Source organism: Streptococcus suis (assembly GCF_019856455.1).
GTDB classification, from domain to species: domain Bacteria; phylum Bacillota; class Bacilli; order Lactobacillales; family Streptococcaceae; genus Streptococcus; species Streptococcus suis_AE.
Window position 1 is genome coordinate 481906 of record NZ_CP082205.1, and the last position, 21818, is coordinate 503723.

Here is a 21818-nt window from a genome sequence, read left to right on the forward strand (position 1 = left end):
GGTGCAGGCTGTACTAGAGTACGGCAAGCCGAAAGTGACGATGTATCAAAGTTAATTCAAATGACTACTGATATGTAAAGCCCTTTGTCAAGTAAAAACAATCGAACTGATTAAAAAATGAAAAGTATCTAGAAAGAGCCTAGTTCTTAGCTTCGGGCATTGGCCACTCTGATATTCGTGGATTGGTTACCTACAGGTCAATGGTTCTGCCGCGAGTCCTACTCTCTATAAGCGTGGATCACAATTGTGCCACTTAGTCGTTTCGTAGATGACTCAAACCTTGAAGTCCTAAACTCCTTCAAGATACTTTCCATTCAAACATGATTTCAATCCTTATTTCTGTCCAAATTCACCCAGTGATTTTGGATAGAAATAGGGATTCCTCATCGCTCTGCGATGATAAAACTTAATGGTCAAAAGTGTACATGAAAACAAGCGCTAACTTCAAGCTATTCTTCCTGTCATCATCCCCCAAATAAAACCAGACAATTCTCGTGCAATAGCTGTTTTAGCAACATTTTGTTTCTTATTTTTTCCTAGAACAAGTGTGCGATAACGTCTTCTTAAGCGTTCATTAGCCTTATCCGCATAAGCAATCACCTCCACTCGGTTTCCACTTTGTCTCCTTTTCAATTCTTTGGATTTATACCCAATCGTCCCCTTAGCCAATGATTGTGCAGCTTCTATCAGAAGTCGTCTCACATGGCTATTCCCAGCTTTGGTGATAGCACCTCTTCTCTCCTTGTCGCCGCTAGAATTTTCGCTAGGAGTTAGCCCAAGATAAGAAGCAAAATGTTGAGCTGTCGCAAAGCGATTAAAATCACCGATTTCTGTCACAATGGAAAGAGCAGTTAGTGTTTTAATGCCAATAAAGCAAGAAAGCCGTGAGACCTTCTCTTGATAACTGTCGCTTTGACCCAGTTGCTCAATTCGTGCATCATACCGTTCTATTTGATCTACTAATTTCTCATAGGTCAATAGATATTCTGTCAAAATCTCTGCGTAAAGTCCCTCAGGTTTTAGGGAACGGAGCCAGCGAACATGTTTCTGTGTCCAATTACTGCTTCCCTCGGTATAGCGAAAATCATGTCGGAGACAGAAGGCAAGAATTTGTTGTTTGATTTTCTTCAGAGCCACTTTGTGGTCTGTTCTCATACGGATATATTCTTTGACTTGTTCATCCTCAGCAGTAGGAATATGAACAGGCTGATAGCTACGAAAGGCCAGAGCTTTTGCGAGCTGAGCCGCATCTTTCTTATCAGTCTTAACACGCTTAGATCCTTCCTTCATTACCGTTGTAGGTGCCATCACGATACAGGGAATCCCGTGAGCTTGTAGCTGGTGATATAGGGTAAATCCGAGGCATCCAGCTTCGTAGCCACATAACACTTCTGCATCTTGACCATATAAACGACGAAGCTCATTCACATAGTTCACAATATAGCTAACATTTGGACCAACTTTAGTGCTATGTTTGAATTGATTCGCCATCATATCATAATAGCAGAGTGAAAAACTTTCTTTGTGAACATCCATTCCGATGAAAAGTGTGGTAAAATGAAACATATAAGACCTCCAATTGAGTGTGGTAATTCCTGTTAGAAGTTGATTGTTTTTTTATTCTAGTGTACAGGTAAATCCACGAATTCTCAACTGGGGGTCTTTACATATTGTCTATATAATACAACTATTTTCTTTTTCAACACTTCATAATACAGAGTAGATTGTATCGTTATAGTTTTTCTTAATGTGTTGATAAATATTATATATTTGTCAAAATTTTAAATCCTTGATAGACTAGTACTACTTTTTGAAATTGGAGGAAGTGTTATGAAGAAGAAGTGGCTAACAGGCTTATTATCTACAGTAGCGGTACTAACTTTGGCAGCTTGTGCTAGCAGTGGTTCATCAACTGCAACATCAGGTTCAAACTCAACTGCCGATACGGAAACTTTTACTTATGCAATCAATGGAGATCCCAGTTCGACAAACCCAATTAATACTAGTGATCGTTGGGGCTTGACCTTGACTAACTTTATCTACTCTCCACTTATTCGTGTTGAAGCAGATGGTACTTATGTAAATGAATTGGCTGATTCTTATGAGATTGCCGAAGATGGTCTAAGCATCACCGTTAAACTTCGTCAAGATGTCAAGTGGTCTGATGGGGAAAGATTCAATGCTGATGATGTCATCTTTACTTATGAACAAAAGATTAAAAAGGAAAATGGTGGTTCAGATGGTCTTTATATAAATGACCAACCAGTTAAGCTTGAAAAGTTGGATGATTACACGGTTAAATTCGTTCTTCCAGCTGTTTCTGCACCAGCCTTGGACAATATTGTTACGGAAACATACATTATTCCACAGCACGTTTTCAAGGATGAGGCAGACTTCTCGGCAAGCCAATTGACAGCGACACCAGTCGGAACTGGTCCGTACAAGTTTGTAGAATACAAGCATGGTGAATATATCAAACTCGCTGCTAATGAGTACTACTACAAGGGAGAAGCTGAAATTGATAACCTTGTCTTGCGGATTATTGAAAGTGCTGATACGACTAAAGTAGCCTTGCAAACAGGTGAAGTAGACGCGGCATTTGTCCTTCCTTCTGATATTCAAGATTTGAGTACGGATACTATCACAACCTATGCCTATAGTGAGAATCGTGTCGGTTATCTTGGGCTCAATACTTCGACTGAAGAATTGAAGGATGTGAAAGTTCGTCAAGCCTTGCTGTATGCCTTAAATAAAGAAGAGTTTAACCAAGCTGCTTACTTGGATAAAAAATACTATGAAAATCCATATTCATTCTTGCCAGTTGCTAATCCATATGTGACCGAAGATGTTGAGAAATATGAGCAGAATGTAGAAAAAGCAAAACAACTCTTATCTGAAGCAGGTGTTAGCAATTTGACTTTAAATCTTGGTTATGCAGGTTCTGATGCAGCTCAAACTTTACAGGCTACCTTAATTCAACACCAATTGTCAGCAATTGGTGTGACAGTTGAATTGGCAGGTGGGGACTCTACAGCACTCTTTACAGAGTTGAAAAAAGAAGGTTCAACAGCTTATGACCTCTTCTTGGGTGGCTATATCATGGGAAATGACCCTGATCAATATGCCCGCCTATTCAAAACAGGTGGAGCTTCAAACTACTTCAAATTGTCTTCAAACGAAGTGGATAGCCTTTTTGAACAAGGAGCTGTTGAGTTGGATCAAACGAAACGCGAACAAATCTATGATGATTTGCAAGCGACACTGGCTGACCAAGCTGCTATTTACCCAATCGTAGATAACAAGAAAGTGTTGGCGGTGAACAACCGTGTGAAAAATGTAGAAGAAGCGGGTTTGATTCCAATTTATACTTTTGAAGATCCGTCGAAGTTAACAATTGAATAGTCTTTGTATGCTGGTATGACCAGCAAAGAGGAGAAGGAGTGGTAAAAAGTGGAAACTCCTCCCCTCTTTTTCGTGTTTTTGGAGGATATATGTTTCGATATATTATCAAAAGAATCTTGCAGGCAATTCCTCTCTTGCTGCTGATTTCTTTTATTGTCTTTTCTTTGATTCAATTGGCACCGTTTGATGTCATAGATTCGATGACAACGCCAAATATGAGTCAAGAACAAATTGATTTATTAAAGGTAAAATATGGATTGGATCAACCGTTTCTCGTTCAATACGCTGTTTGGCTTAAGGGATTGTTGACAGGAGATTTAGGTTTTTCACTGATGACTCAACACTCGATTGGGATTGATTTGGCTGAAAAAATTCCCAACACTATTTCATTGGTCTTGCCTGCATATGTGACTGCCCTAATCTTAGCGATTACATTGGGTTTGCTTGCTGCATCCCAAAGGGGTAAATGGGTAGACAAGATTATTGATGCCTTTGCTTCTGTAGGAATTGCAGTCCCGACTTTCTGGTTTGCCATGATTTTAATTTACTTTTTTGGATATAAATGGCAGGTTTTCCCATTTATTGGGATGTATACCTTGGGAAAAGAGGGAAACCTTCTTGATTTTCTGGCACATTTTACCTTACCCTATGTGACCTTGACTATGGCATTCTTACCAGAATTGATTCGATTTATCCGAGCCTCAGCGATTGTAGAGGTTGAAAAAGATTATGTAACCGTTCAAGAGGCTTTCAAAGCCAGTCGATTTGAGATATTTGGGAAACATGTGGCTCGCAATGTTTTGATTCCTATTGTGACTCAAATTGGGATGGCCTTGCCGATGCTAGTAACAGGTGCTATCATTACAGAAACCATTTTTGCATGGCCGGGAGTTGGTCCTTATTTGACAGCAGCTACTAAGAGTTTGGACTATCCAGTGATTATGGCTGTCATGCTTTTGTCTGCGACCTTAGTTATTCTAGGGAATCTCTTATCAGATATTCTCTATGCTGTGGTGGATCCGCGTATTTGGAAAGGAGGAGAAGGTCAATGATTTCGAAGCAATTTAAGGAGACTGTAAAGAGTTCGCCACTCTATTTATTCTCGATTTTGTTCATTCTTTTTCTACTATTTTTATCCTTGATTGCACCACTGATACCGATAGATCCAAATGTAACCGACGTTAGTCAGATGAACCAGGGTCCTAGTGCAGCGCATTGGTTTGGTACAGATCAGGTAGGACGTGATTACTTCATTCGAGTGATTTATGGTGGTCGCATCTCACTCTTAGTTGGTTTATTGGCAATGACTGCATCAGTTACGATCGGAAGTCTTGTTGGTATTACAGCAGGCTATCTTGGGGGAAAATGGGATAATGCTATTATGCGGTTTGTCGATGTCCTATCATCCATACCTTGGTTGGTTTTAGTTATCGTCCTCAGCGTCTTTCTGAAACCAGGATTGACTACGATTATCATTGTAATAGGTGGCTTTTCTTGGATGAGTATCGCTCGGATGTTGCGTGCTGAAACTTTGAAAGCCAAAGTGGCGGATTATGTTGGGTATGCTGCCTTTATTGGTTTAAAGAAACCAGTGATTGTCTGGAGGCATATCTTTCCAGCAATCCTTCCGACTTTAATTGTGACCGCTTCAACTAGTATTTCCTCAGCTATTATGACGGAATCAGCTCTCAGCTTCTTAGGAATGGGGATTCAACAACCTCTAGCCTCCTGGGGAAGTCTCTTGCAAAATGCCCAGTCTACCTTGCAGAGTGCTCCTCATATGGCAATATTGCCTGGACTTTTTATCCTATTGACCATTTATTCATTTAACAATATTGGTGATCTGATACGGGATTGCCTTGAAAGAGAGGTCTACTAATGTCAAAACAGCTAGTCGAAATAAGTAACCTCACCATTATCAATAAAAAGAGAAATGGACAATCGATACTGGTGAAGGGGATTGACCTGTCTATTCCTAAAGGAAAAATTGTTGGAATTGTTGGAGAATCTGGTTCGGGTAAGAGTTTGTCGATGAAGTCTCTGATGGGGATTTTACCAAAAGGTTTGGAAGCAAGCTATGATCGATTTGAATTGGATGGAAAGCAAGTACATAATCCAAAGGTTTTGCCTTTGTCTATGATTTTTCAAGATCCAATGACCTCCCTTAATCCCTTGCGGACAGTAGGTTATCATTTACAGGAAGTTCTAAGACGTTTTCAACCCAAATTGACTAAGGAAGAACGGGACAGAACTATCCATGAAATGTTGGAAAAGGTGGGAATTGAACATCCAGAACTGCGTCTCAAACAGTTTCCTTTTGAATTTTCAGGTGGTATGCGTCAAAGGATCATGATTGCCATGGCCTTATTGACCAAGCCAGATATGCTCATTGCAGACGAGCCAACAACAGCATTAGATGTAACCATTCAGGCTCAAATCTTGGCTTTGCTCAAAGAATTACAGGAACAGTTGGGGTTGACAGTTGTGATAGTGAGTCATGATTTCAGTGTTATTGCTGGAATCTGCGACTTGGTTTATGTCATGAGGAATGGATTGGTTGTGGAACACGGAACGGTTGATTCTATCTTTTCACAACCCTTACACGCATATACCCAGTCACTATTAAGAGCAGCTCGTTTGGAAGCCAGTCTTGGAGCGGTTTTAGCCGACTCCGAAGATAGTCAGTTGATTCAAGTTAGTCCAGGACATTGGGTTAGAAAGGAGGAGAAGAATGGATAAGGAAGTTCTAGTACAGGTTTCGGATGTGAGCAAAACTTACTCTAAGAAGAATTGGTTTGGGCAAGAGCAACGTGTCGATGCTTTGAACGGTGTAAATGTGTCTATTTATAAAGGTGAGACACTTGGTCTGGTTGGTGAATCAGGCAGTGGCAAATCGACACTTTCTAAAATTGTCTTAGGATTGGAAAAGGCTAGTCAAGGCCGGGTTGATTTTCCAGGTTTGACATCAGAAGAATTAAATAATCAAGCCCTGCAAGTGATTTATCAAGACCCCTATTCTTCTCTCAATCCCTACCTGTCGGCCTTAGAACTGGTCAAAGAACCTCTCTACTCACTTCCTAAGAAGGAGGCGGAAGAGAGGGCCTTGGCTATGCTGGAAAGGGTGGGAATTCTGGGGGATGATGTACATAAACGTCCTAAATCATTTAGTGGTGGTCAACGCCAGCGAATTGGCATCGCACGTGCAGTCGTTTCTCATCCCCAATTTATTGTCTGTGATGAACCTACTTCGGCTCTTGATGTGTCGATACAGGCGACCATACTGGATTTGTTGAACCAGTTGCAAGAGGATTTAGGACTGACCTATCTCTTCATTTCTCATGATTTAAACTTGGTGCACCAATTCGCAGATCGTATTGCGGTCATGTACAAGGGAAGCTTGGTTGAAATTGGTCCAGCACAGGATATTTTTCAAAATCCCCAACATCCCTATACCCGCTACCTCTTGCAATCCAATCTGAGCCTTGAACCACAGGAGGCACGTGCTCAGTTGCAAGAGCTATCTCAAACTGGGCTTATAAAGGATTTTGTAACAGATGGTGTATGGACTCAGGTGGATAAGGAGCATTTTGTACTAAAGGTAACTGATAAATAATTTTTATCAGCCCATAAAAGTTCTATATTAGACAGGGCTAGTCCATCGTGTTACAATGAAAAAAATCACAGAAAGGAGTTTCTTATGGGAAAGGTGATTATTGGAATTTCAGGAAATGAGCAAGAATTTCCAACTAAATCTGGTCGCGTATATGTAACGGTAGCGCGTGAATTGGCAGACAGCGTTCGTCAGGCAGGTGGTGTGCCAATGGTTATTCCTATGGGAACTCCTGACTTAGCCAAAGACTATATCAACATGATTGATAAGTTGATTTTATCAGGCGGTCAGCATGTAGACCCCAGTCTATACGGGCAAGAGCGCTTGATTGATAGTAATGATTACCTCTTGGAACGGGATGAATTTGAACTGGCTTTGATTGAGGAAGCCCTTCGTCAAGGGAAGCCCATTTTTGCAGTCTGCCGTGGCATGCAGTTGCTGAATGTTGCTCTAGGCGGAAGCTTGGAACAAGAGGTGGCTCATCATTGGCAAGAAGGTATTGCGGGAACATCCCATCGTTTACAAGTGAAACCTAAAAGCCGAATCGGTCAACTGTTTGCCCAAGGGAGCCCTATTAATTCCTTCCATCAGCAACGAATCAAAGAATTGGCTCCAGGACTGGTGGCGACAGGTTTGGATCCTAGAGATGGTACGATAGAAGCTTATGAAAGTAGGGGGAACCAAGCTTTGTTTGGTATCCAATGGCATCCAGAATTTCTATACAATGATTGCAAGCAACATAGAGACTTGTTTCAGTATTTGGTGGATGTGTTTTAGTCATATTCTTTGCACTCAAGTAATTGAGTGTTTTTTTGTAATAATTTGCCAGTAAATACTTTATAAATCAGATAAAATTGTATATAATAATGTTAGTTAAAGGAGGATTATATGTTAAAGAAATGTCAAGAATCCAAAGGGTATGGAAGTATTAGAAAAGGTATTCATGGGGCAGTCGGAGTGCTGGCTCTAGGTTTGCTATTTTCTACTACGGCTGTTGTCTATGCTGATGAAGTGAGTGAGAATACTCCCACAACAGCAAGTTCTGAACAAGTTATAAATGCTTCAGAAACTGTTGAATTAACTGCAGATAATGATGTCGCAACATCAACTTCAACTGGAACTGTAGGAAACGAGGGGACTTCGGAGGTTGAAACCACGACAGCTACAAATTCTTTGGTAGCAGAAGCGGTTTCTTCAACTGCTGTAGAAGCAAGTAATGCAAATGGGGAGTCAATTTCAACTACACCAGATTCAAATACGGATTTAGCGGTCAATATTTCACCGACCAGTGCTTCAGCAACAGATCGAGCTGCAGAGGTGTTGGAAGACCGTACAGCACCAAAACTGGTTTCTTATACATTAGATAAAACAGAGTATCAGGCCGGTGAGACCGTAACTCTAACAATTGATTCAGATGATGAAAGTAATCTCTCTAACGTATCATCAAAATTAATATCTTCAGATGGAACCCAGAGTCTCTACTTTTCTTCTAGCAATTTCGAAAAGTTAGCCAATGGCTTATATCGTTCGGTATTAACAGGCTCAATTCCAGAAAATCGTCCAAGTGATGTTTATTATATAGAATATATATCTTGGAGATGAGATTGGCAATATTGTTAATTACTACGATTCTTCGAAAAATACATGGGCAGAACATACCTTTGCACCACTTTCAATGACGGTTACTGGTACAGTGACCGACCGTACAGCACCAAAACTGGTTTCTTATACATTAGATAAAACAGAGTATCAGGCTGGAGAGACCGTAACTCTAACAATTGATTCAGAGGATGAGAGTAATCTCTCTAACGTATCATCAAAATTAATATCTTCAGATGGAACCCAGAGTCTCTACTTTTCTTCTAGCAATTTCGAAAAGTTAGCCAATGGCTTATATCGTTCGGTATTAACAGGCTCAATTCCAGAAAATCGTCCAAGTGATGTTTATTATATAGAATATATATATCTTGGAGATGAGATTGGCAATATTGTTAATTACTACGATTCTTCGAAAAATACATGGGCAGAACATACCTTTGCACCACTTTCAATGACGGTTACTGGTACAGTGACCGACCGTACAGCACCAAAACTGGTTTCTTATACATTAGATAAAACAGAGTATCAGGCTGGAGAGACCGTAACTCTAACAATTGATTCAGAGGATGAGAGTAATCTCTCTAACGTATCATCAAAATTAATATCTTCAGATGGAACCCAGAGTCTCTACTTTTCTTCTAGCAATTTCGAAAAGTTAGCCAATGGCTTATATCGTTCGGTATTAACAAGCTCAATTCCAGAAAATCGTCCAAGTGATGTTTATTATATAGAATATATATATCTTGTAGATGAGATTGGCAATAATGTTAATTACTACGATTCTTCGAAAAATACATGGGCAGAACATACATTTGAACCACTTTCGATGACGGTTAATAGTGTTACTTCTGGTTCAGTCTTGATTCATTATCAACTTGAAGATGGTACTGCCATAGCTGAAGACAAGAGAATTTCGGGCGTAGTGTCAACGTTAGCATTGGGTTCGGAAGAACCAGTTGCGACAGGGATTACATACGATACTAGTGGTGAAGCTCCATTACTTCTGAACGGCATGGATGGTAGGCAATATTATAAGGTTAAAGTAGAAGGTGTAGAGCAGGGGCTTTTGAAAGCTGGTTTGACGGAAATAACCTATACTTACACACCTTATTTGGTATCTACAGAGCAGGTTGAAAAGAAAACAGGTAAAGTGATTGTTCAGTATCAAACAAGGACAGGGCAAACGCTTAAAGAATCAGTTGAAGCTGTTCCAGAGACATTGATTAGTTATCGTGAAAAGACAATTTATGCAGATGGATCAGAGAGCTTATCAGAACCAATTCAAAACTACCTAACTTTCTATGTCTATGATTATCAAGTGCAGACAATTGAGCAAAATGGAAAAATTTATAGATTATCTTATGAGAACCAACCTTCTCTCTATGGAGAACTAGTAGAAGGCGCTACGGTATTGACCCTACAGTATATTCCGGTTCCTAAATTGGAATCCCTGACATTTGATAAAGAGTCTTACCAGCCTGGGGACAAACTGACTGCTAGTTTTGTGGTTTCATCTGAAGAGGAGATGGAGCGTATTTTCTTTGGTCTATCTGATAAAAAATTAACTAGTCAGTATGTGCTTAGAGGAGAGAGTAATAACCCAATCAAGCTAGTGGATGGACTATATCGCTTTGATGTAACTGTACCAATAGCAAGTGATTATCCTAGGTCAGACTTATCTTTAGATTTTGTTTATTTGAATGCTAAAAACGAAAGTTCATCAAATAGCCTTTCAGAACCTGAAATTATTCAAAATATTGCTAGCCAGGCTATCATTAACTCACCTAATATCGTTACTGATTTTTCAGCACCTAAGTTTATTGAGTTAGACACTAGTCGAAATGAAGCTAAACAAGGTGAAACAGTTGAAGTGGTACTTTTAGTGGAAGATAATTCGAATATCACATCTGTTAATCTCGGATTTGAAAGTGAGTCAGGAACACTCCGATTTGGCGAAAATATTACGAATATTGAGCAATTGGAGGGAAATCGAAAAAGACTGACTTTATCTGAAACAATTCACTATTCTTATTTACCAGGACAATATGATCTGAAATATTTATATCTGACTGATATTTATGGTAATACGAGTTACTTATCCACTGTTGATAGTTTGCCTGCGAAAACCATTGTTGTCAATCAGGCTAATGATGTAGAAAATTTAAATCCGGTTGTTGAAACGACAATGGTAACCAATATTGAGGTTGTTGAAAAATCAAGTGGGCGAGTACTCATTCGCACGAATTTCCATGGTGAAGACCATGAAGCAATGAAACAAGTGATTCGTGAGGCAATTTCAGCATATGAAAATGAACATGGTGTAACATTTGATTTACTTGGTGCTGGTGGGACTCAAATCTCTTCAAGGTCAGTTACTGTTGGAAATAGGACTCAAACAGAGGTAATACGTTCATACCAGCAACTAGTTGTAAATACATCGGATAACCCTCTGCCTGAGATTGAGAAAAAACTTCTACCAGAAGGTGTGATCTACGATAATTCAACTATCAGGCAAGCCTTATATACTATTCAATTTAAAGATGGTGAATCAGTAGTTAAAGAGAGTCGTCGAGTTGCGAACTCCACAATTGATAATGTCATTCGTGATGAAAGTAATGGTATTGATGAGAGGGCATATTATTTTGAATCTGTTGAGGTAAGTCAAGGTTTCACTACAATTTTTAGTAGCGATTTGAATTATAATGGTCCCTTTTATGAAATTGTTGTCAATTTGAAATCAAGCTCGAAAGTAGAAAATATAGAAGTAGGCTCACCAGTCGAAGAAACGCCGCCAACTTCAACAGAAGCCGAACCGCCAGTCGAAGAAACGCCGTCATCTCCAACAGAAGTCGAACCGCCAGTCGAAGAAACGCCGTCATCTCCAACAGAAGTCGAACCGCCAGTCGAAGAAACGCCGCCAACTTCAACAGAAGCCGAACCGCCAGTCGAAGAAACGCTGCCAACTTCAACAGAAGTCGAACCGCCAGTCGAAGAAACGCCGTCATCTCCAACAGAAGTCGAACCGCCAGTCGAAGAAACGCCGTCATCTCCAACAGAAGTCGAACCGCCAGTCGAAGAAACGCCGCCAACTTCAACAGAAGTCGAACCGCCAGTCGAAGAAACGCCGCCAACTTCAACAGAAGTCGAACCGCCAGTCATAGAAACACCTGTTGCACTAATCAAAGGAGTATCAGCAGTTACTGAATCTTCAAGTAACCTAACTAATCTAGTGTATCCAGTTATCGAAGTATCGACCCAATTGACATTGGGAAATACTAATAACGAGGCTTTATATTCAGCAACTACCGTTTCGAGACAGAAAGTAGAATCTGAAAAATCCTCGGCCTCAATCTTACCTAGAACAAATGGACATCAGTCCAAGCTACCAATTTTGGCGGGACTCGCACTTCTTAGCTTAACTGTAGCTAAAAGGAAAAAAGATTTCTTAGGCTAGCAAGCTGGGAAAATATTACGAAAGAGGGAAATAGCTTCCCTTTTTTTATTATCAATACTTATAGTTGCAAGGGTATTTGTTATAACGAAAAGTTATAACTTTCTATAAAAAAAGTCAATTAGTCAGAAAGAAAATTCTGTGTTAAGATAGATACAGTTCTGATTTAAGGAGATCATTTTATGAAATTAAAAAAATTGTTTAGTTTAGCAGCGGCTGCCTTGTCAGTAGGTGTCCTTGCTGCATGTGGTAGCTCGTCTTCTAGCTCTTCATCTGATTCTTCAGCAACAACTGTTCGTGTGGGTGTGATGAGCTTGAGCGATTCTGAGCAAGCCCGTTGGGATAAAGTTCAAGAAATACTTGGGGACGAAGTGAAGTTGGAATTCACTCAATTTACAGACTATTCACAACCAAACAAGGCCGTAGCTGAAAACGAAGTAGATATCAATGCTTTCCAACACTACAACTTCTTGAATAACTGGAATGAAGAAAATGGTGAAGACTTGGTTGCTATTGCAGATACTTATATCGCACCAATCCGTCTTTACTCAGGTACAGCTGATGGCAAAAACAAGTACACGAAAGTGGAAGAAATTCCAGATGGTGCAGAAATTGCGGTTCCAAACGACCCAACAAACGAAAGCCGTGCCCTTTACCTTCTTCAAGCAGCTGGTTTGATCAAGGTTGGTGTATCTGGTACAGAATTGGCAACTATTGCTGATATTACTGAAAACAAGAAAAACTTGAAGATCACTGAGTTGGATGCAAGCCAAACAGCAAGCTCACTTAGCTCAGTTGATGCAGCAGTTGTAAACAACACATTTGTGTTGGAAGCTGGTTTGGATTACAAGAACGCTCTTTATAAAGAACAAAAAGATGAAAATTCAAAACAGTGGTACAACTTGATTGCAGCTCGTAGCGATTGGGAAAAATCAGAGCAAGCAGCAGCGATTAAGAAAATTATCGAAGCCTACCACACGGATGAAGTGAAAAAAGTTATTGAAGAGACTTCAGACGGTATGGATGAGCCAGTTTGGTAAAATGTAAATAGGTTGAGGACTGGGCAGAATTGTTCAGCCCTCTATCTGTTTTTATAGAGATAAGAAAAAATCTCTTAACCAAAGTCAGAAATGTGGGAGAATATTTGATTTTGGTTAGTAGATTTGATTGATTTCATTGAGTATGAGGAGAAAGTATGGCAGATAGTAAAGTTCAATTATTCGAAAATGATGCGATTATTCAAAACTATTTTGAAAAGTTGAAGGTCTTGATTTCAAAGAAATCCATTTTTGCTCAGCAGATTGGTTTGTTGGATGTGGCGAATTACTTGAAAGATATGTTTGAAGAAGCTGGTGCAGAGGTTGTTTTAGACGACAGCTATGCAGCACCCTTTGTCATGGCTACGTTTAAGGCTTCGGTGCCAGATGCGAAAACCTTGATTTTTTACAATCACTATGACACGGTTCCTGCTGATGCCGATCAGGTCTGGGAGAAGGGCAATCCTTTTGAATTGACCATTTCCGATGGCTATATCTATGGTCGTGGGGTGGACGATGACAAGGGCCATATCACAGCCCGTTTATCTGCCCTGAAAAAATATCAGGCTAGACAGGATGGTCAGCTCCCTGTTAATATCATCTTTATTATGGAGGGGGCAGAAGAGTCAGCCTCTGTCGACTTGGACAAATACCTTTCAAAATACAAAGAACACTTGATTGGTGCTGATTTGCTTGTCTGGGAGCAGGGGCATCGCAATAGCCTACATCAGCTAGAAATTGCTGGGGGAAATAAAGGAATTGTGACCTTCGATCTTCAGGTCAAATCAGCTGACTTGGATATTCATTCTTCCTATGGTGGTGTCATTGATTCGGCAAGCTGGTATTTATTATCAGCACTTCAATCCATGCGGGCTGCAGATGGACGAATTTTGGTTGATGGTATTTACGAACAAGTGCAAGAACCAAATGAACGTGAATTGGCCTTAGTGGAAGAATTCGCACTTGCGACCAGTCAGTCTGTGACGGATATTTATGGATTAACCCTTCCAACCTTGGTAGAAGATCGTCGTGAGTTTCTCAAGCGTTTGTATTTTGAACCATCGATTACCATTGAAGGCTTGTCAACTGGCTATCTTGGTCAAGGTGTCAAGACCATCATACCAGCTCAGGCTTCTGCTAAGATGGAAGTCCGTCTGGTGCCTGGGTTGGAGCCGCATGATGTATTAGATAAGATTCGACAGCATTTGGACAAACATGGTTTTGACAAAGTTGAGGTGGTCTTCACTCTAGGAGAGATGAGCTACCGAAGTGACATGTCCCACCCTGCCATTGTCAATGTGATTGAATTGGCCAAAAAATTGACACCAGAAGGAGTTGCTGTCTTGCCAACGTCCCCGGGGACAGGCCCTATGCACACAGTCTTTCATGCTCTAGGTGTACCGATTGCGGGCTTTGGTCTAGGAAATGCCAACAGTCGCGACCATGCCGGTGATGAAAATGTCAGCATCGCTGACTACTATAGCCATGTTGAATTAGTAGAGGAGTTAATTGCAAGTTATGAGTAAGGAAATGATTAAGCTAGATAATATTGATGTAACTTTCCAGCAGAAAAAACGTACGATCGAAGCGGTAAAAGATGTCACCATTCACATCAATCAAGGGGATATTTACGGTATCGTAGGTTATTCTGGAGCAGGGAAATCTACCCTTGTTCGCGTCATCAATTTGTTGCAGGTTCCGTCTGCGGGTAAGATTACCATTGATGAGGATGTAATTTACGAGGGAGAAAAGGTCACACTTACCCCAGCTCAATTGCGGAGCAAACGCCGTGAAATCGGCATGATTTTCCAGCATTTCAATCTGATGGCTCAGATGACGGCAGAAGAAAACGTAGCCTTTGCCCTTAAGCATTCGGGTTTGAGCAAGGAAGAGAAGAAAGAAAAAGTTGCTAAGTTGTTGGACTTGGTTGGGCTTTCTGACCGTGCTGAAAACTATCCAGCTCAGTTGTCTGGTGGTCAAAAACAACGTGTCGCCATTGCCCGTGCCTTGGCAAATGACCCTAAAATCTTGATTTCTGATGAGTCTACTTCTGCCTTGGATCCGAAAACAACTAAGCAGATTTTGGCACTCTTGCAGGAATTGAATGAAAAATTGGGCTTGACCATTGTTATGATTACCCATGAGATGCAGATTGTAAAAGACATTTGTAACCGTGTGGCGGTTATGCAGGATGGTCGCTTGATCGAAGAAGGTTCAGTTTTAGAAATCTTCTCTCATCCAAAAGAAGAATTGACACAGGATTTCATCAAAACAGCAACAGGAATTGATGAGGCCTTGGTGAAAATTTACCAGCAGGATATTGTTAAGAATTTGCCTGAGAACAGTATCTTAGTTCAATTGAAATATGCCGGTTCAAATACGGATACGGCGATTGTGAATGACTTGTATAAATTCTATCAAGTATCTGCCAATATTCTTTATGGCAATATTGAAATATTGGACCATACACCAGTCGGTGAGATGGTAGTGATCTTATCAGGAGAACCTGGTCAGTTGCACCGTGCGATTGAGGCGGTGACGGAGGCGCGTGTGGAAGTGACGATTTTGAAAGGAGCAAATTAGATGTTAGAATGGATTCAAACGAATTTTCCAGATATTTATAAATTGGGCTGGGATGGTCAGACAGGTTGGTTAACACATTTTAATTTGACCCTCTATATGACCTTTGTTTCCTTTGCTTTCGGTGGATTTATGGGCTTGGTGTCTGGTTTATTCTTGGTTTTGACAGGTCCACGTGGGGTTATTGCCAATAAGACGGTTTATTGGATTTTGGATAAGGTAGCTTCTATCTTCCGTGCCATTCCTTTCATTATTTTGTTGGCGGCCATTGCTCCTTTGACGAAAATTATTGTTGGGAAAACGATTGGTACAGAGGCGGCTCTGGTGCCGCTCGCCCTTTCAGTCTTTCCATTCTTTGCCCGTCAGGTTGAGGTGGTCTTGTCAGAATTGGACCGTGGTGTCATTGAGGCGGCTCAGGCATCAGGTGCGACTTTCTGGGATATTGTCCTTGTTTATCTGCGTGAGGGGCTACCAGACTTAATTCGTGTGACAACTTTTGCTTTGGTTTCATTGGTTGGCTACACTGCCATGGCAGGAGCTATCGGAGCAGGTGGTTTGGGACAGGTTGCGCTATCATACGGCTACCTACGGTATAATAATGATGTGACCTTTTTAGCAACTCTTTTGATTTTAGTTATCATCTTCGTAATCCAGTTTATTGGAGATTTCTTGACGAGAAAGATTAGTCATAGGTAAGTTATGTTTCGAGAGGACAGTTGGTCCTCTTTTTCTACCATTTGTCAAGCCTATCAAGGTATTTGATGAAAAATATTTTGAGTTCAATAGTCAAAATAAAGAAATTGTTTTCTTTTGGACTAAAGTTTCGTGTAAAAAAGAGTACACGAAATTAACACCTTATGTTGAAAATTTTTGATAAGGTGTTACAATAATATAGCATAAACAATCTTACTGATTTTGGGTAGAACGATAATCGTAAAGTTTGTTATGCGTTATGAGGTAATACATTGTCCGAATGAGACGATGTATGGAGGCAATCGTGTGCGGCTTCGTTGAAGTCGTTTGCGATTGTCTTTTTCGTTTCTCATAAAAGTCTGCGATATGGCAAGGATTGGTATGACTGGCTGAAGCGATATTGTGGATACACTTGAACAGAATCTTTCTAGCGTAGGGATTGCCACGCTTGGTAATGTGTTCCTTAGCGAGGAAGTTACCAGATTCATAGTGTCTCAGATCAATACCGATAAAGGCATTGATTTGATTGGCAGACTGAAAACGGCGAATATCTCCCAGTTCACCAATAATACTTGTTGCAGTAGTCTCAGCTATTCCAGGAATAGAGAGCAGAATGTCATATTCAGGTAATGGCTGAGCTAGTTCCACCATTTGGTCTAGGACAGTTTGTCTCTGTTCAGAAAGCCGAAGCAATTCTTTTCCATAGTAACGAACCTCTTCCAGCATTGGAGAGGTTTTCTTGACGGCACAATAAGATTGATTAGCTAGTGCTATCAGCTTCTCAGCTAAATACGCCACACGCTTGTCCGAAATCCGTTTTGAGGTGGACTGACGAATGCTCTCTAAGAGTTCGTCCTTGCTTAAATCAAGCACGAAGTCCTTGTAAGGAAACGCAGTAACTAAGTTCCAGTATTGTTCCCCAGTTGGCTTTGATAAGACAGTCTCTATCTCTGGAAACGTGACTTGCAAGACCTTGTGCAGACGGTTTTTAGCTCGAACGATGTCCTCAGTTAAGTTCTGATAGAAGCGACTTAAATCTCGCAGTTCTTGATAGACTTCTTCTTGGACATAAGTGGGTTTACGATTCAGCACAAATTGAGATTGAGCCAGTTTTTCGGCGTCAATTTGATCTGTTTTCCGCACACGCAAGCTATCCAGTTGCTTCTTAGCTTCTAAGGGATTAAGCCGTGTATAAGCGTAGCCATGTTCATCCAGAAAAGCTTGGAGACGACGAGAATAGACACCTGTTGCTTCAAAGATGATTTCTGGCTTATGGACGGTTTTCAAATCGCCAAGTAGTCGAGCAAAGCCTAAGGCGTCATTGGACATGGTATAGCCATGAACTTTCTCACCATTGACTAGAATGGCCACTTCTGAACTTGCCTTACTCACATCAATCCCAAAAACTGCACGCATGATATTACCTCTTTGTCTTGAATGATTCCTTGTTTTAGTGATGTCATTTTCAATACTCGACGTCTGGCGTCCCACATACTTTGATAACATTCTTTCTAAAACAGGTGTCTTGCCAGTTTTTGATGCGACGTCTAGCGTCAAAAGAGTTCTCGACTTAACAAGACACCTCTACTTTAACATAAAGAAAAAGTAGTGACTACTCTCTCCCGTCGGAGATTTCCTCACTACTAATCTTAGTATGTTTTTGATGCAAAATACTTGACAAATTTCTTGTTATACTAGTATAACAAGGCTTGACTTTACAGCCAAGCCTTTCTAAAAAGCAAATTAGGGGGAATATATGTGTCCGAAATGTGGAAGTCATCAGGTTATTAAAATTGGTGATAATCATTCAAGGTTGCTATTTTTAAGAGGTACACAAAGTTGTGCATGTCTATAAATGCAAAAAAAATACTCTCATAAAATGGATTGAAAAGAGATAGATTTTGGAGGTAAAAATGGCAAAGTTTCTAGATCAAGAGGATTTGCAACTAATCGAACAATTTAAGGCAGAGAATTTGCAAAAGAAAAACAGGATTATTGAAGAGTATCGTTATTACGATATTCCCGATGGTTACAAGAGTGAAGCAGCTAAAGATGCCCCAACTTATGAGCATTACTTAATGAATAAAATAGTATTCTCGCCGGAAGATGAGAAAGCTGTTGATAAATTAGGCGAGAGCGCAGGAACTCTTGAAAGGGTTCGGCATCTGACTAGTCAAGTAATGACCTCTGAGGAATGGTACCGTTCGGTATATGGAATAGGTTTCTTTGAAAAATTCAATGTGAATGAATTGAGGTGGTATCTTTATGATGCAGTGATTTTGATGAGTAGATGGGAATCAACTCTGCATTGGGAAAATGAGGTGCTTATTGCCTGGTCTAACAGGGAAAAAAAGGGGAATTGGATTTGGTGGCTTCTTGGTTTGACCCTCTTCTTCGCTATTGGAGAATTGCTCTTCGGTAATGATAGGGCTGGCTATTTTCAAAGGAGTTTGACATTCTTTTTCTTATCAGCCATTATCGGTATTTTTGCAAAGAGAAAACATCAGAAAAAGCAAGAAGATATTGCAGTGATTAAACAAAGGCTTGAGGAAGTAAAAGAGTGTAAAAGTTGGCACTATCATAAAGCTCAGGAGCATCCACTGATTATGCAACAGGGGCAACATAGTTCATCATTCTTTTTTGAAACAATGCTTGGTTATGTCAATGAGGGGCGTGTCAATACCTTACAGGAAGCTTTAAATCTGTATCATCAAGAAAGTCAATATGACCAACTGTTGCGCCAACAAGCTGCCACACTACAGCGAGCGGAGCAAATTCAACAGATGACAACATTTAATACAATTTACAATGTATTAAAAAATAGAAATTGAGGTAGGCAAATATGGTATTTCGTAAAACAGCAAATGAGTATGTTAAGAAAAATATAGGTGAACTTCAACCCTATAAGGAAGGGACTTATATTGATTCCAACAATAACGTCTATTATCACGATGGCTTAGAGTATGTAAAAATTGGATATGATAATCCTAATTTAGATACATGGGTCAGTCTTGTTCCGCAAATAGGAGTGGGAGTTATCTTGGCGAATTTGTTTGCGCCAAAAGGTCGTAAGGAAGATAGTTTTGATATTTGGATATGGCTAATTGGTGTCCTTCTTGCCTTTGTTTTTCTATGGTGGTATCGTTTACTTGCTTTTGTTGGATACAAGTTGCTGACACTATTTATTCGACCAATTTTAGAATTTACAGAGAGAGCAAAATGGCTTCGTTTATTCTTACCATTCCTTTGGTTTGTTGAGGATTCTGACAAAGATTTAGTAGATGTTGCTGCAGGGTCAACCATGTTACTTCCCTATATTGTTTTGAGTATTCCTGTACTAGCTCTGGCAAATTATGATGTCCCAGAATTGAAACCAGTTGGAATTGTTTTGATTTTGTGTACGCTCCTATCGGCATTTTATATGTTCTTAAACGTTCGCATCAATAGAGATAATTTTGTAGATAAATTTTAATTTTCTTGTGGCTAACCTCAAAGGATGTTTCCCCATATTCTGAGAGAATGTTTGACATTCTCTCTGGGATTTTATACAATAATGTTAATTAAATAAACACTGCCACCGGGTAGTCATGCAACAGCATTTTATGAACGTCGTTAGGTCTTAGAAGATGTTCATAGGGTGCTGATTTTTCTATAAAAGGAGTTGGAATATGTCACAATTTATTATTGATTCATCTTTTTGGAGTCTATTTCCAGATGCAAAAATTGGAGTTCTATTATTGAAAGATTATAAAACGCCGGCGCAATCGCCTGATGAATTAGTGAAATTACTGGAAGAAAGCAACGGAATTGCCCAGAAATTTCTTACGGAAGAAACCTTTAGTGAGAATGAGGTCATTCGTACATATCGTCAAGCCTATCAAAAATTTAAAACAAAAAAAGGCGCGCGTTCTAGTATCGAAGCCCTTTTGAAACGTTCAACTAGTGACCGTCCAGTTTCAACTATCTCTCCGCTAGTGGATATCTATAATGCGGCAAGTTTGCGTTTCGGTCTTCCATGTGGTTCTGAAGATTTAGATACATTTGTAGGCAATCTCCAACTAACGGTCACTGAGGGCGGGGATGAATTCTATCTCATTGGTGATGAAAACAATAATCCAACTTTACCAGGTGAAGTTTGCTATAAGGATGATAAAGGCGCCGTTTGTCGCTGTTTCAATTGGCGCGATGGTGAGCGAACCATGATTACGGATGAGACAAAGAATGCTTTCTTGGTCATGGAGTTGGTCAATTCTGATAGAGTAGAAGATTTGGAAAATGCCCTAGATTTTATCAGTCAACACGCAGAAAAATTCTTGGGAGTAGTACCAGAAAAATATCTACTAGATTGCGATAAGCCTGCAATAGCCTTGTAGGATTTGTCAGCGGGATTGTGTTCGGATAAATAGTGGTCTTTCTAGACAAATGCTGATTTTTCTGCTACAATACTAAGCATGAAAGAAGGTTGTTTCAAAAGCCTGTCTAGCGAGCTTGGGAGAGTGAAAGCCAAGCCAGTCTTGAAATAATTGGCACTTTCCTAGTCGTGACCATATCTGACTCAATCAAAATCATACAAATGAAGTAATAAATTAGGGTGGAACCGCGTTCTCAACGCCCCTATGTCTGTGGACAGGGGAAGAGAATGTGGTTCTTTTTCTGTTTTACCAGAGATGAAAGAGAGAATATGAAGAATTTTTATCTAGTAGATAGCCAAGAACAGCTGTTTAACTATCAGCAATTTGTCTCAAAATACGAGGCAAAATGGCATGACTATATCCATTTTCTAAGGAAGGAATATCAAGTTCGTGATTTGCCCCAAGCCCTTATCTGGGCAAATGAAGAAGCCGCAAGAAAATTACTTGGCCAAAGTCCCGTACCAGCCTACACTAATGATATCCGCATGGTCATGACACCAGACTTAGCAGTTTGGAAAAAGATTTACCAGCATCAACTAGATAGCTACGAGAACAGCCCAGACTTGCAGACATTGAGTGCTCACTACAAAGGTTTGTCGGAAAATCATCTGTTGCAAATTATCGGTCATGAGCTGGCGCATTGGTCAGACCTTTTTCTGGATGACTTTGCGGACTATGATGCAAACATCTGGTTTGAAGAGGGCATGGTCGAGTACATCAGCAGACAGTATTTTTTGACGGAAGAAGAGTTTGCTCAAGAGCGGTTCTGTAATCAGCTCTTGGTTGACCTCTTTCAAGAAAAACACGGCTGGCATTCCTTGGATGCTTTTGGAAAATCCACTTACGAAGGAGATTACGCGAGTATTTTTTACGAGTACTGGCGAAGTTTTCTCACCATTGACCAGTTAGTAGAGAAAGTAGGTTCGGTCCAAGCACTTTTTGAAACCTATCATAAATGGGCGCAGTCAGACCAAAGCATTTCGCTACTCAACTGGTTTGTGCAGGAAGAATTATTAGAAAAAGAAATTTAAAAA

18 protein-coding genes are annotated in these 21818 nt (G+C 40.2%); 16 read left to right on the forward strand and 2 right to left on the reverse strand.

The window, feature by feature from the left end; translation table 11 throughout:
* Positions 1-444 precede the first annotated feature (444 nt).
* A complete protein-coding gene (locus tag K6969_RS02455) occupies positions 445-1566 on the reverse strand; it encodes an IS110 family transposase (protein ID WP_321537347.1) in 1122 nt (373 codons plus the stop codon).
* Between the two features lie 264 nt (positions 1567-1830).
* Between K6969_RS02455 and K6969_RS02460 the strand changes: the two genes are divergently transcribed.
* The 12 genes from K6969_RS02460 (at position 1831) to K6969_RS02515 (ending at position 16375) form a co-directional block, all read left to right on the forward strand.
* A complete protein-coding gene (locus K6969_RS02460) occupies positions 1831-3402 on the forward strand; it encodes an ABC transporter substrate-binding protein (protein ID WP_029174456.1) in 1572 nt (523 codons plus the stop codon).
* A gap of 89 nt (positions 3403-3491) precedes the next feature.
* The gene (locus K6969_RS02465) at positions 3492-4454 is read left to right on the forward strand and encodes an ABC transporter permease (protein ID WP_029174455.1); all 963 of its coding nucleotides are present in this window, start codon (positions 3492-3494) and stop codon (positions 4452-4454) included.
* Positions 4451-5281 (forward strand): ABC transporter permease, encoded by an 831-nt coding sequence (locus K6969_RS02470; protein WP_024399379.1) that lies wholly within the window; start codon positions 4451-4453, stop codon positions 5279-5281. The genes K6969_RS02465 and K6969_RS02470 overlap by 4 nt, the downstream gene beginning before the upstream one ends.
* Positions 5281-6141: an ABC transporter ATP-binding protein gene (locus K6969_RS02475; RefSeq protein ID WP_029174454.1), complete on the forward strand. Its 861-nt coding sequence runs from the start codon at positions 5281-5283 to the stop codon at positions 6139-6141. The genes K6969_RS02470 and K6969_RS02475 overlap by 1 nt, the downstream gene beginning before the upstream one ends.
* The gene (locus K6969_RS02480; RefSeq protein WP_029174453.1) at positions 6134-7015 is read left to right on the forward strand and encodes an ATP-binding cassette domain-containing protein; all 882 of its coding nucleotides are present in this window, start codon (positions 6134-6136) and stop codon (positions 7013-7015) included. Before K6969_RS02475 ends, K6969_RS02480 begins: the two co-directional genes overlap by 8 nt.
* Before the next feature lie 84 nt (positions 7016-7099).
* Positions 7100-7789: a gamma-glutamyl-gamma-aminobutyrate hydrolase family protein gene (locus K6969_RS02485; RefSeq protein WP_321537458.1), complete on the forward strand. Its 690-nt coding sequence runs from the start codon at positions 7100-7102 to the stop codon at positions 7787-7789.
* Between the two features lie 111 nt (positions 7790-7900).
* Positions 7901-8614 carry a hypothetical protein gene (locus K6969_RS02490; RefSeq protein ID WP_321537459.1) on the forward strand — a complete coding sequence of 238 codons (714 nt, stop codon included), beginning with the start codon at positions 7901-7903 and terminating at the stop codon, positions 8612-8614.
* A 73-nt stretch (positions 8615-8687) separates the two neighbouring features.
* The gene (locus K6969_RS02495; protein ID WP_321537460.1) at positions 8688-12065 is read left to right on the forward strand and encodes a hypothetical protein; all 3378 of its coding nucleotides are present in this window, start codon (positions 8688-8690) and stop codon (positions 12063-12065) included.
* Positions 12066-12244: 179 nt separating this feature from the next.
* Positions 12245-13102: a MetQ/NlpA family ABC transporter substrate-binding protein gene (locus tag K6969_RS02500; protein WP_029177834.1), complete on the forward strand. Its 858-nt coding sequence runs from the start codon at positions 12245-12247 to the stop codon at positions 13100-13102.
* A gap of 155 nt (positions 13103-13257) precedes the next feature.
* A complete protein-coding gene (locus K6969_RS02505) occupies positions 13258-14625 on the forward strand; it encodes a M20/M25/M40 family metallo-hydrolase (protein WP_248030262.1) in 1368 nt (455 codons plus the stop codon).
* Positions 14618-15682, forward strand: coding sequence for a methionine ABC transporter ATP-binding protein (locus K6969_RS02510; protein WP_024390131.1), 1065 nt, complete (start codon positions 14618-14620; stop codon positions 15680-15682). Before K6969_RS02505 ends, K6969_RS02510 begins: the two co-directional genes overlap by 8 nt.
* Entirely contained in the window at positions 15683-16375 is a 693-nt protein-coding gene (locus tag K6969_RS02515) for a methionine ABC transporter permease (RefSeq protein WP_014638544.1), read from the forward strand.
* A gap of 210 nt (positions 16376-16585) precedes the next feature.
* Here the strand turns inward: K6969_RS02515 and K6969_RS02520 are convergent, their stop codons facing one another.
* Complete coding sequence (locus K6969_RS02520) at positions 16586-17788, reverse strand: IS110 family transposase (protein ID WP_321537497.1); 1203 nt, start codon at positions 17786-17788, stop codon at positions 16586-16588.
* Between the two features lie 497 nt (positions 17789-18285).
* On the opposite strand from K6969_RS02520, the gene K6969_RS02525 reads away from it, so the two are divergent.
* The 4 genes from K6969_RS02525 to K6969_RS02540 all read left to right on the forward strand — a co-directional run bounded on the left by K6969_RS02525 (position 18286) and on the right by K6969_RS02540 (position 21815).
* Positions 18286-19203: a hypothetical protein gene (locus K6969_RS02525; RefSeq protein WP_172101139.1), complete on the forward strand. Its 918-nt coding sequence runs from the start codon at positions 18286-18288 to the stop codon at positions 19201-19203.
* A gap of 11 nt (positions 19204-19214) precedes the next feature.
* Positions 19215-19844: a hypothetical protein gene (locus tag K6969_RS02530; protein ID WP_172101140.1), complete on the forward strand. Its 630-nt coding sequence runs from the start codon at positions 19215-19217 to the stop codon at positions 19842-19844.
* 196 nt (positions 19845-20040) lie between these two features.
* Positions 20041-20745, forward strand: coding sequence for a B3/4 domain-containing protein (locus tag K6969_RS02535; RefSeq protein WP_172101141.1), 705 nt, complete (start codon positions 20041-20043; stop codon positions 20743-20745).
* Positions 20746-21053: 308 nt separating this feature from the next.
* Positions 21054-21815, forward strand: coding sequence for an elongation factor Tu (locus K6969_RS02540; RefSeq protein ID WP_024380535.1), 762 nt, complete (start codon positions 21054-21056; stop codon positions 21813-21815).
* Positions 21816-21818 lie beyond the last annotated feature (3 nt).

Excerpts from the sequence above, each read along its gene's own strand:
- K6969_RS02495 (WP_321537460.1), top strand. The coding sequence starts at position 8,688 with ATGACGGTTACTGGTACAGTGACCGACCGTACAGCACCAAAACTGGTT.
- K6969_RS02525 (WP_172101139.1), top strand. The coding sequence starts at position 18,286 with ATGGCAAAGTTTCTAGATCAAGAGGATTTGCAACTAATCGAACAATTT.
- K6969_RS02535 (WP_172101141.1), top strand. The coding sequence starts at position 20,041 with ATGTCACAATTTATTATTGATTCATCTTTTTGGAGTCTATTTCCAGAT.
- K6969_RS02470 (WP_024399379.1), top strand. The coding sequence starts at position 4,451 with ATGATTTCGAAGCAATTTAAGGAGACTGTAAAGAGTTCGCCACTCTAT.
- K6969_RS02475 (WP_029174454.1), top strand. The coding sequence starts at position 5,281 with ATGTCAAAACAGCTAGTCGAAATAAGTAACCTCACCATTATCAATAAA.
- K6969_RS02510 (WP_024390131.1), top strand. The coding sequence starts at position 14,618 with ATGAGTAAGGAAATGATTAAGCTAGATAATATTGATGTAACTTTCCAG.
- K6969_RS02485 (WP_321537458.1), top strand. The coding sequence starts at position 7,100 with ATGGGAAAGGTGATTATTGGAATTTCAGGAAATGAGCAAGAATTTCCA.
- K6969_RS02500 (WP_029177834.1), top strand. The coding sequence starts at position 12,245 with ATGAAATTAAAAAAATTGTTTAGTTTAGCAGCGGCTGCCTTGTCAGTA.
- K6969_RS02530 (WP_172101140.1), top strand. The coding sequence starts at position 19,215 with ATGGTATTTCGTAAAACAGCAAATGAGTATGTTAAGAAAAATATAGGT.
- K6969_RS02480 (WP_029174453.1), top strand. The coding sequence starts at position 6,134 with ATGGATAAGGAAGTTCTAGTACAGGTTTCGGATGTGAGCAAAACTTAC.
- K6969_RS02460 (WP_029174456.1), top strand. The coding sequence starts at position 1,831 with ATGAAGAAGAAGTGGCTAACAGGCTTATTATCTACAGTAGCGGTACTA.
- K6969_RS02505 (WP_248030262.1), top strand. The coding sequence starts at position 13,258 with ATGGCAGATAGTAAAGTTCAATTATTCGAAAATGATGCGATTATTCAA.
- K6969_RS02520 (WP_321537497.1), bottom strand. The coding sequence starts at position 17,788 with ATGCGTGCAGTTTTTGGGATTGATGTGAGTAAGGCAAGTTCAGAAGTG.
- K6969_RS02465 (WP_029174455.1), top strand. The coding sequence starts at position 3,492 with ATGTTTCGATATATTATCAAAAGAATCTTGCAGGCAATTCCTCTCTTG.
- K6969_RS02540 (WP_024380535.1), top strand. The coding sequence starts at position 21,054 with ATGAAGAATTTTTATCTAGTAGATAGCCAAGAACAGCTGTTTAACTAT.
- K6969_RS02515 (WP_014638544.1), top strand. The coding sequence starts at position 15,683 with ATGTTAGAATGGATTCAAACGAATTTTCCAGATATTTATAAATTGGGC.
- K6969_RS02455 (WP_321537347.1), bottom strand. The coding sequence starts at position 1,566 with ATGTTTCATTTTACCACACTTTTCATCGGAATGGATGTTCACAAAGAA.
- K6969_RS02490 (WP_321537459.1), top strand. The coding sequence starts at position 7,901 with ATGTTAAAGAAATGTCAAGAATCCAAAGGGTATGGAAGTATTAGAAAA.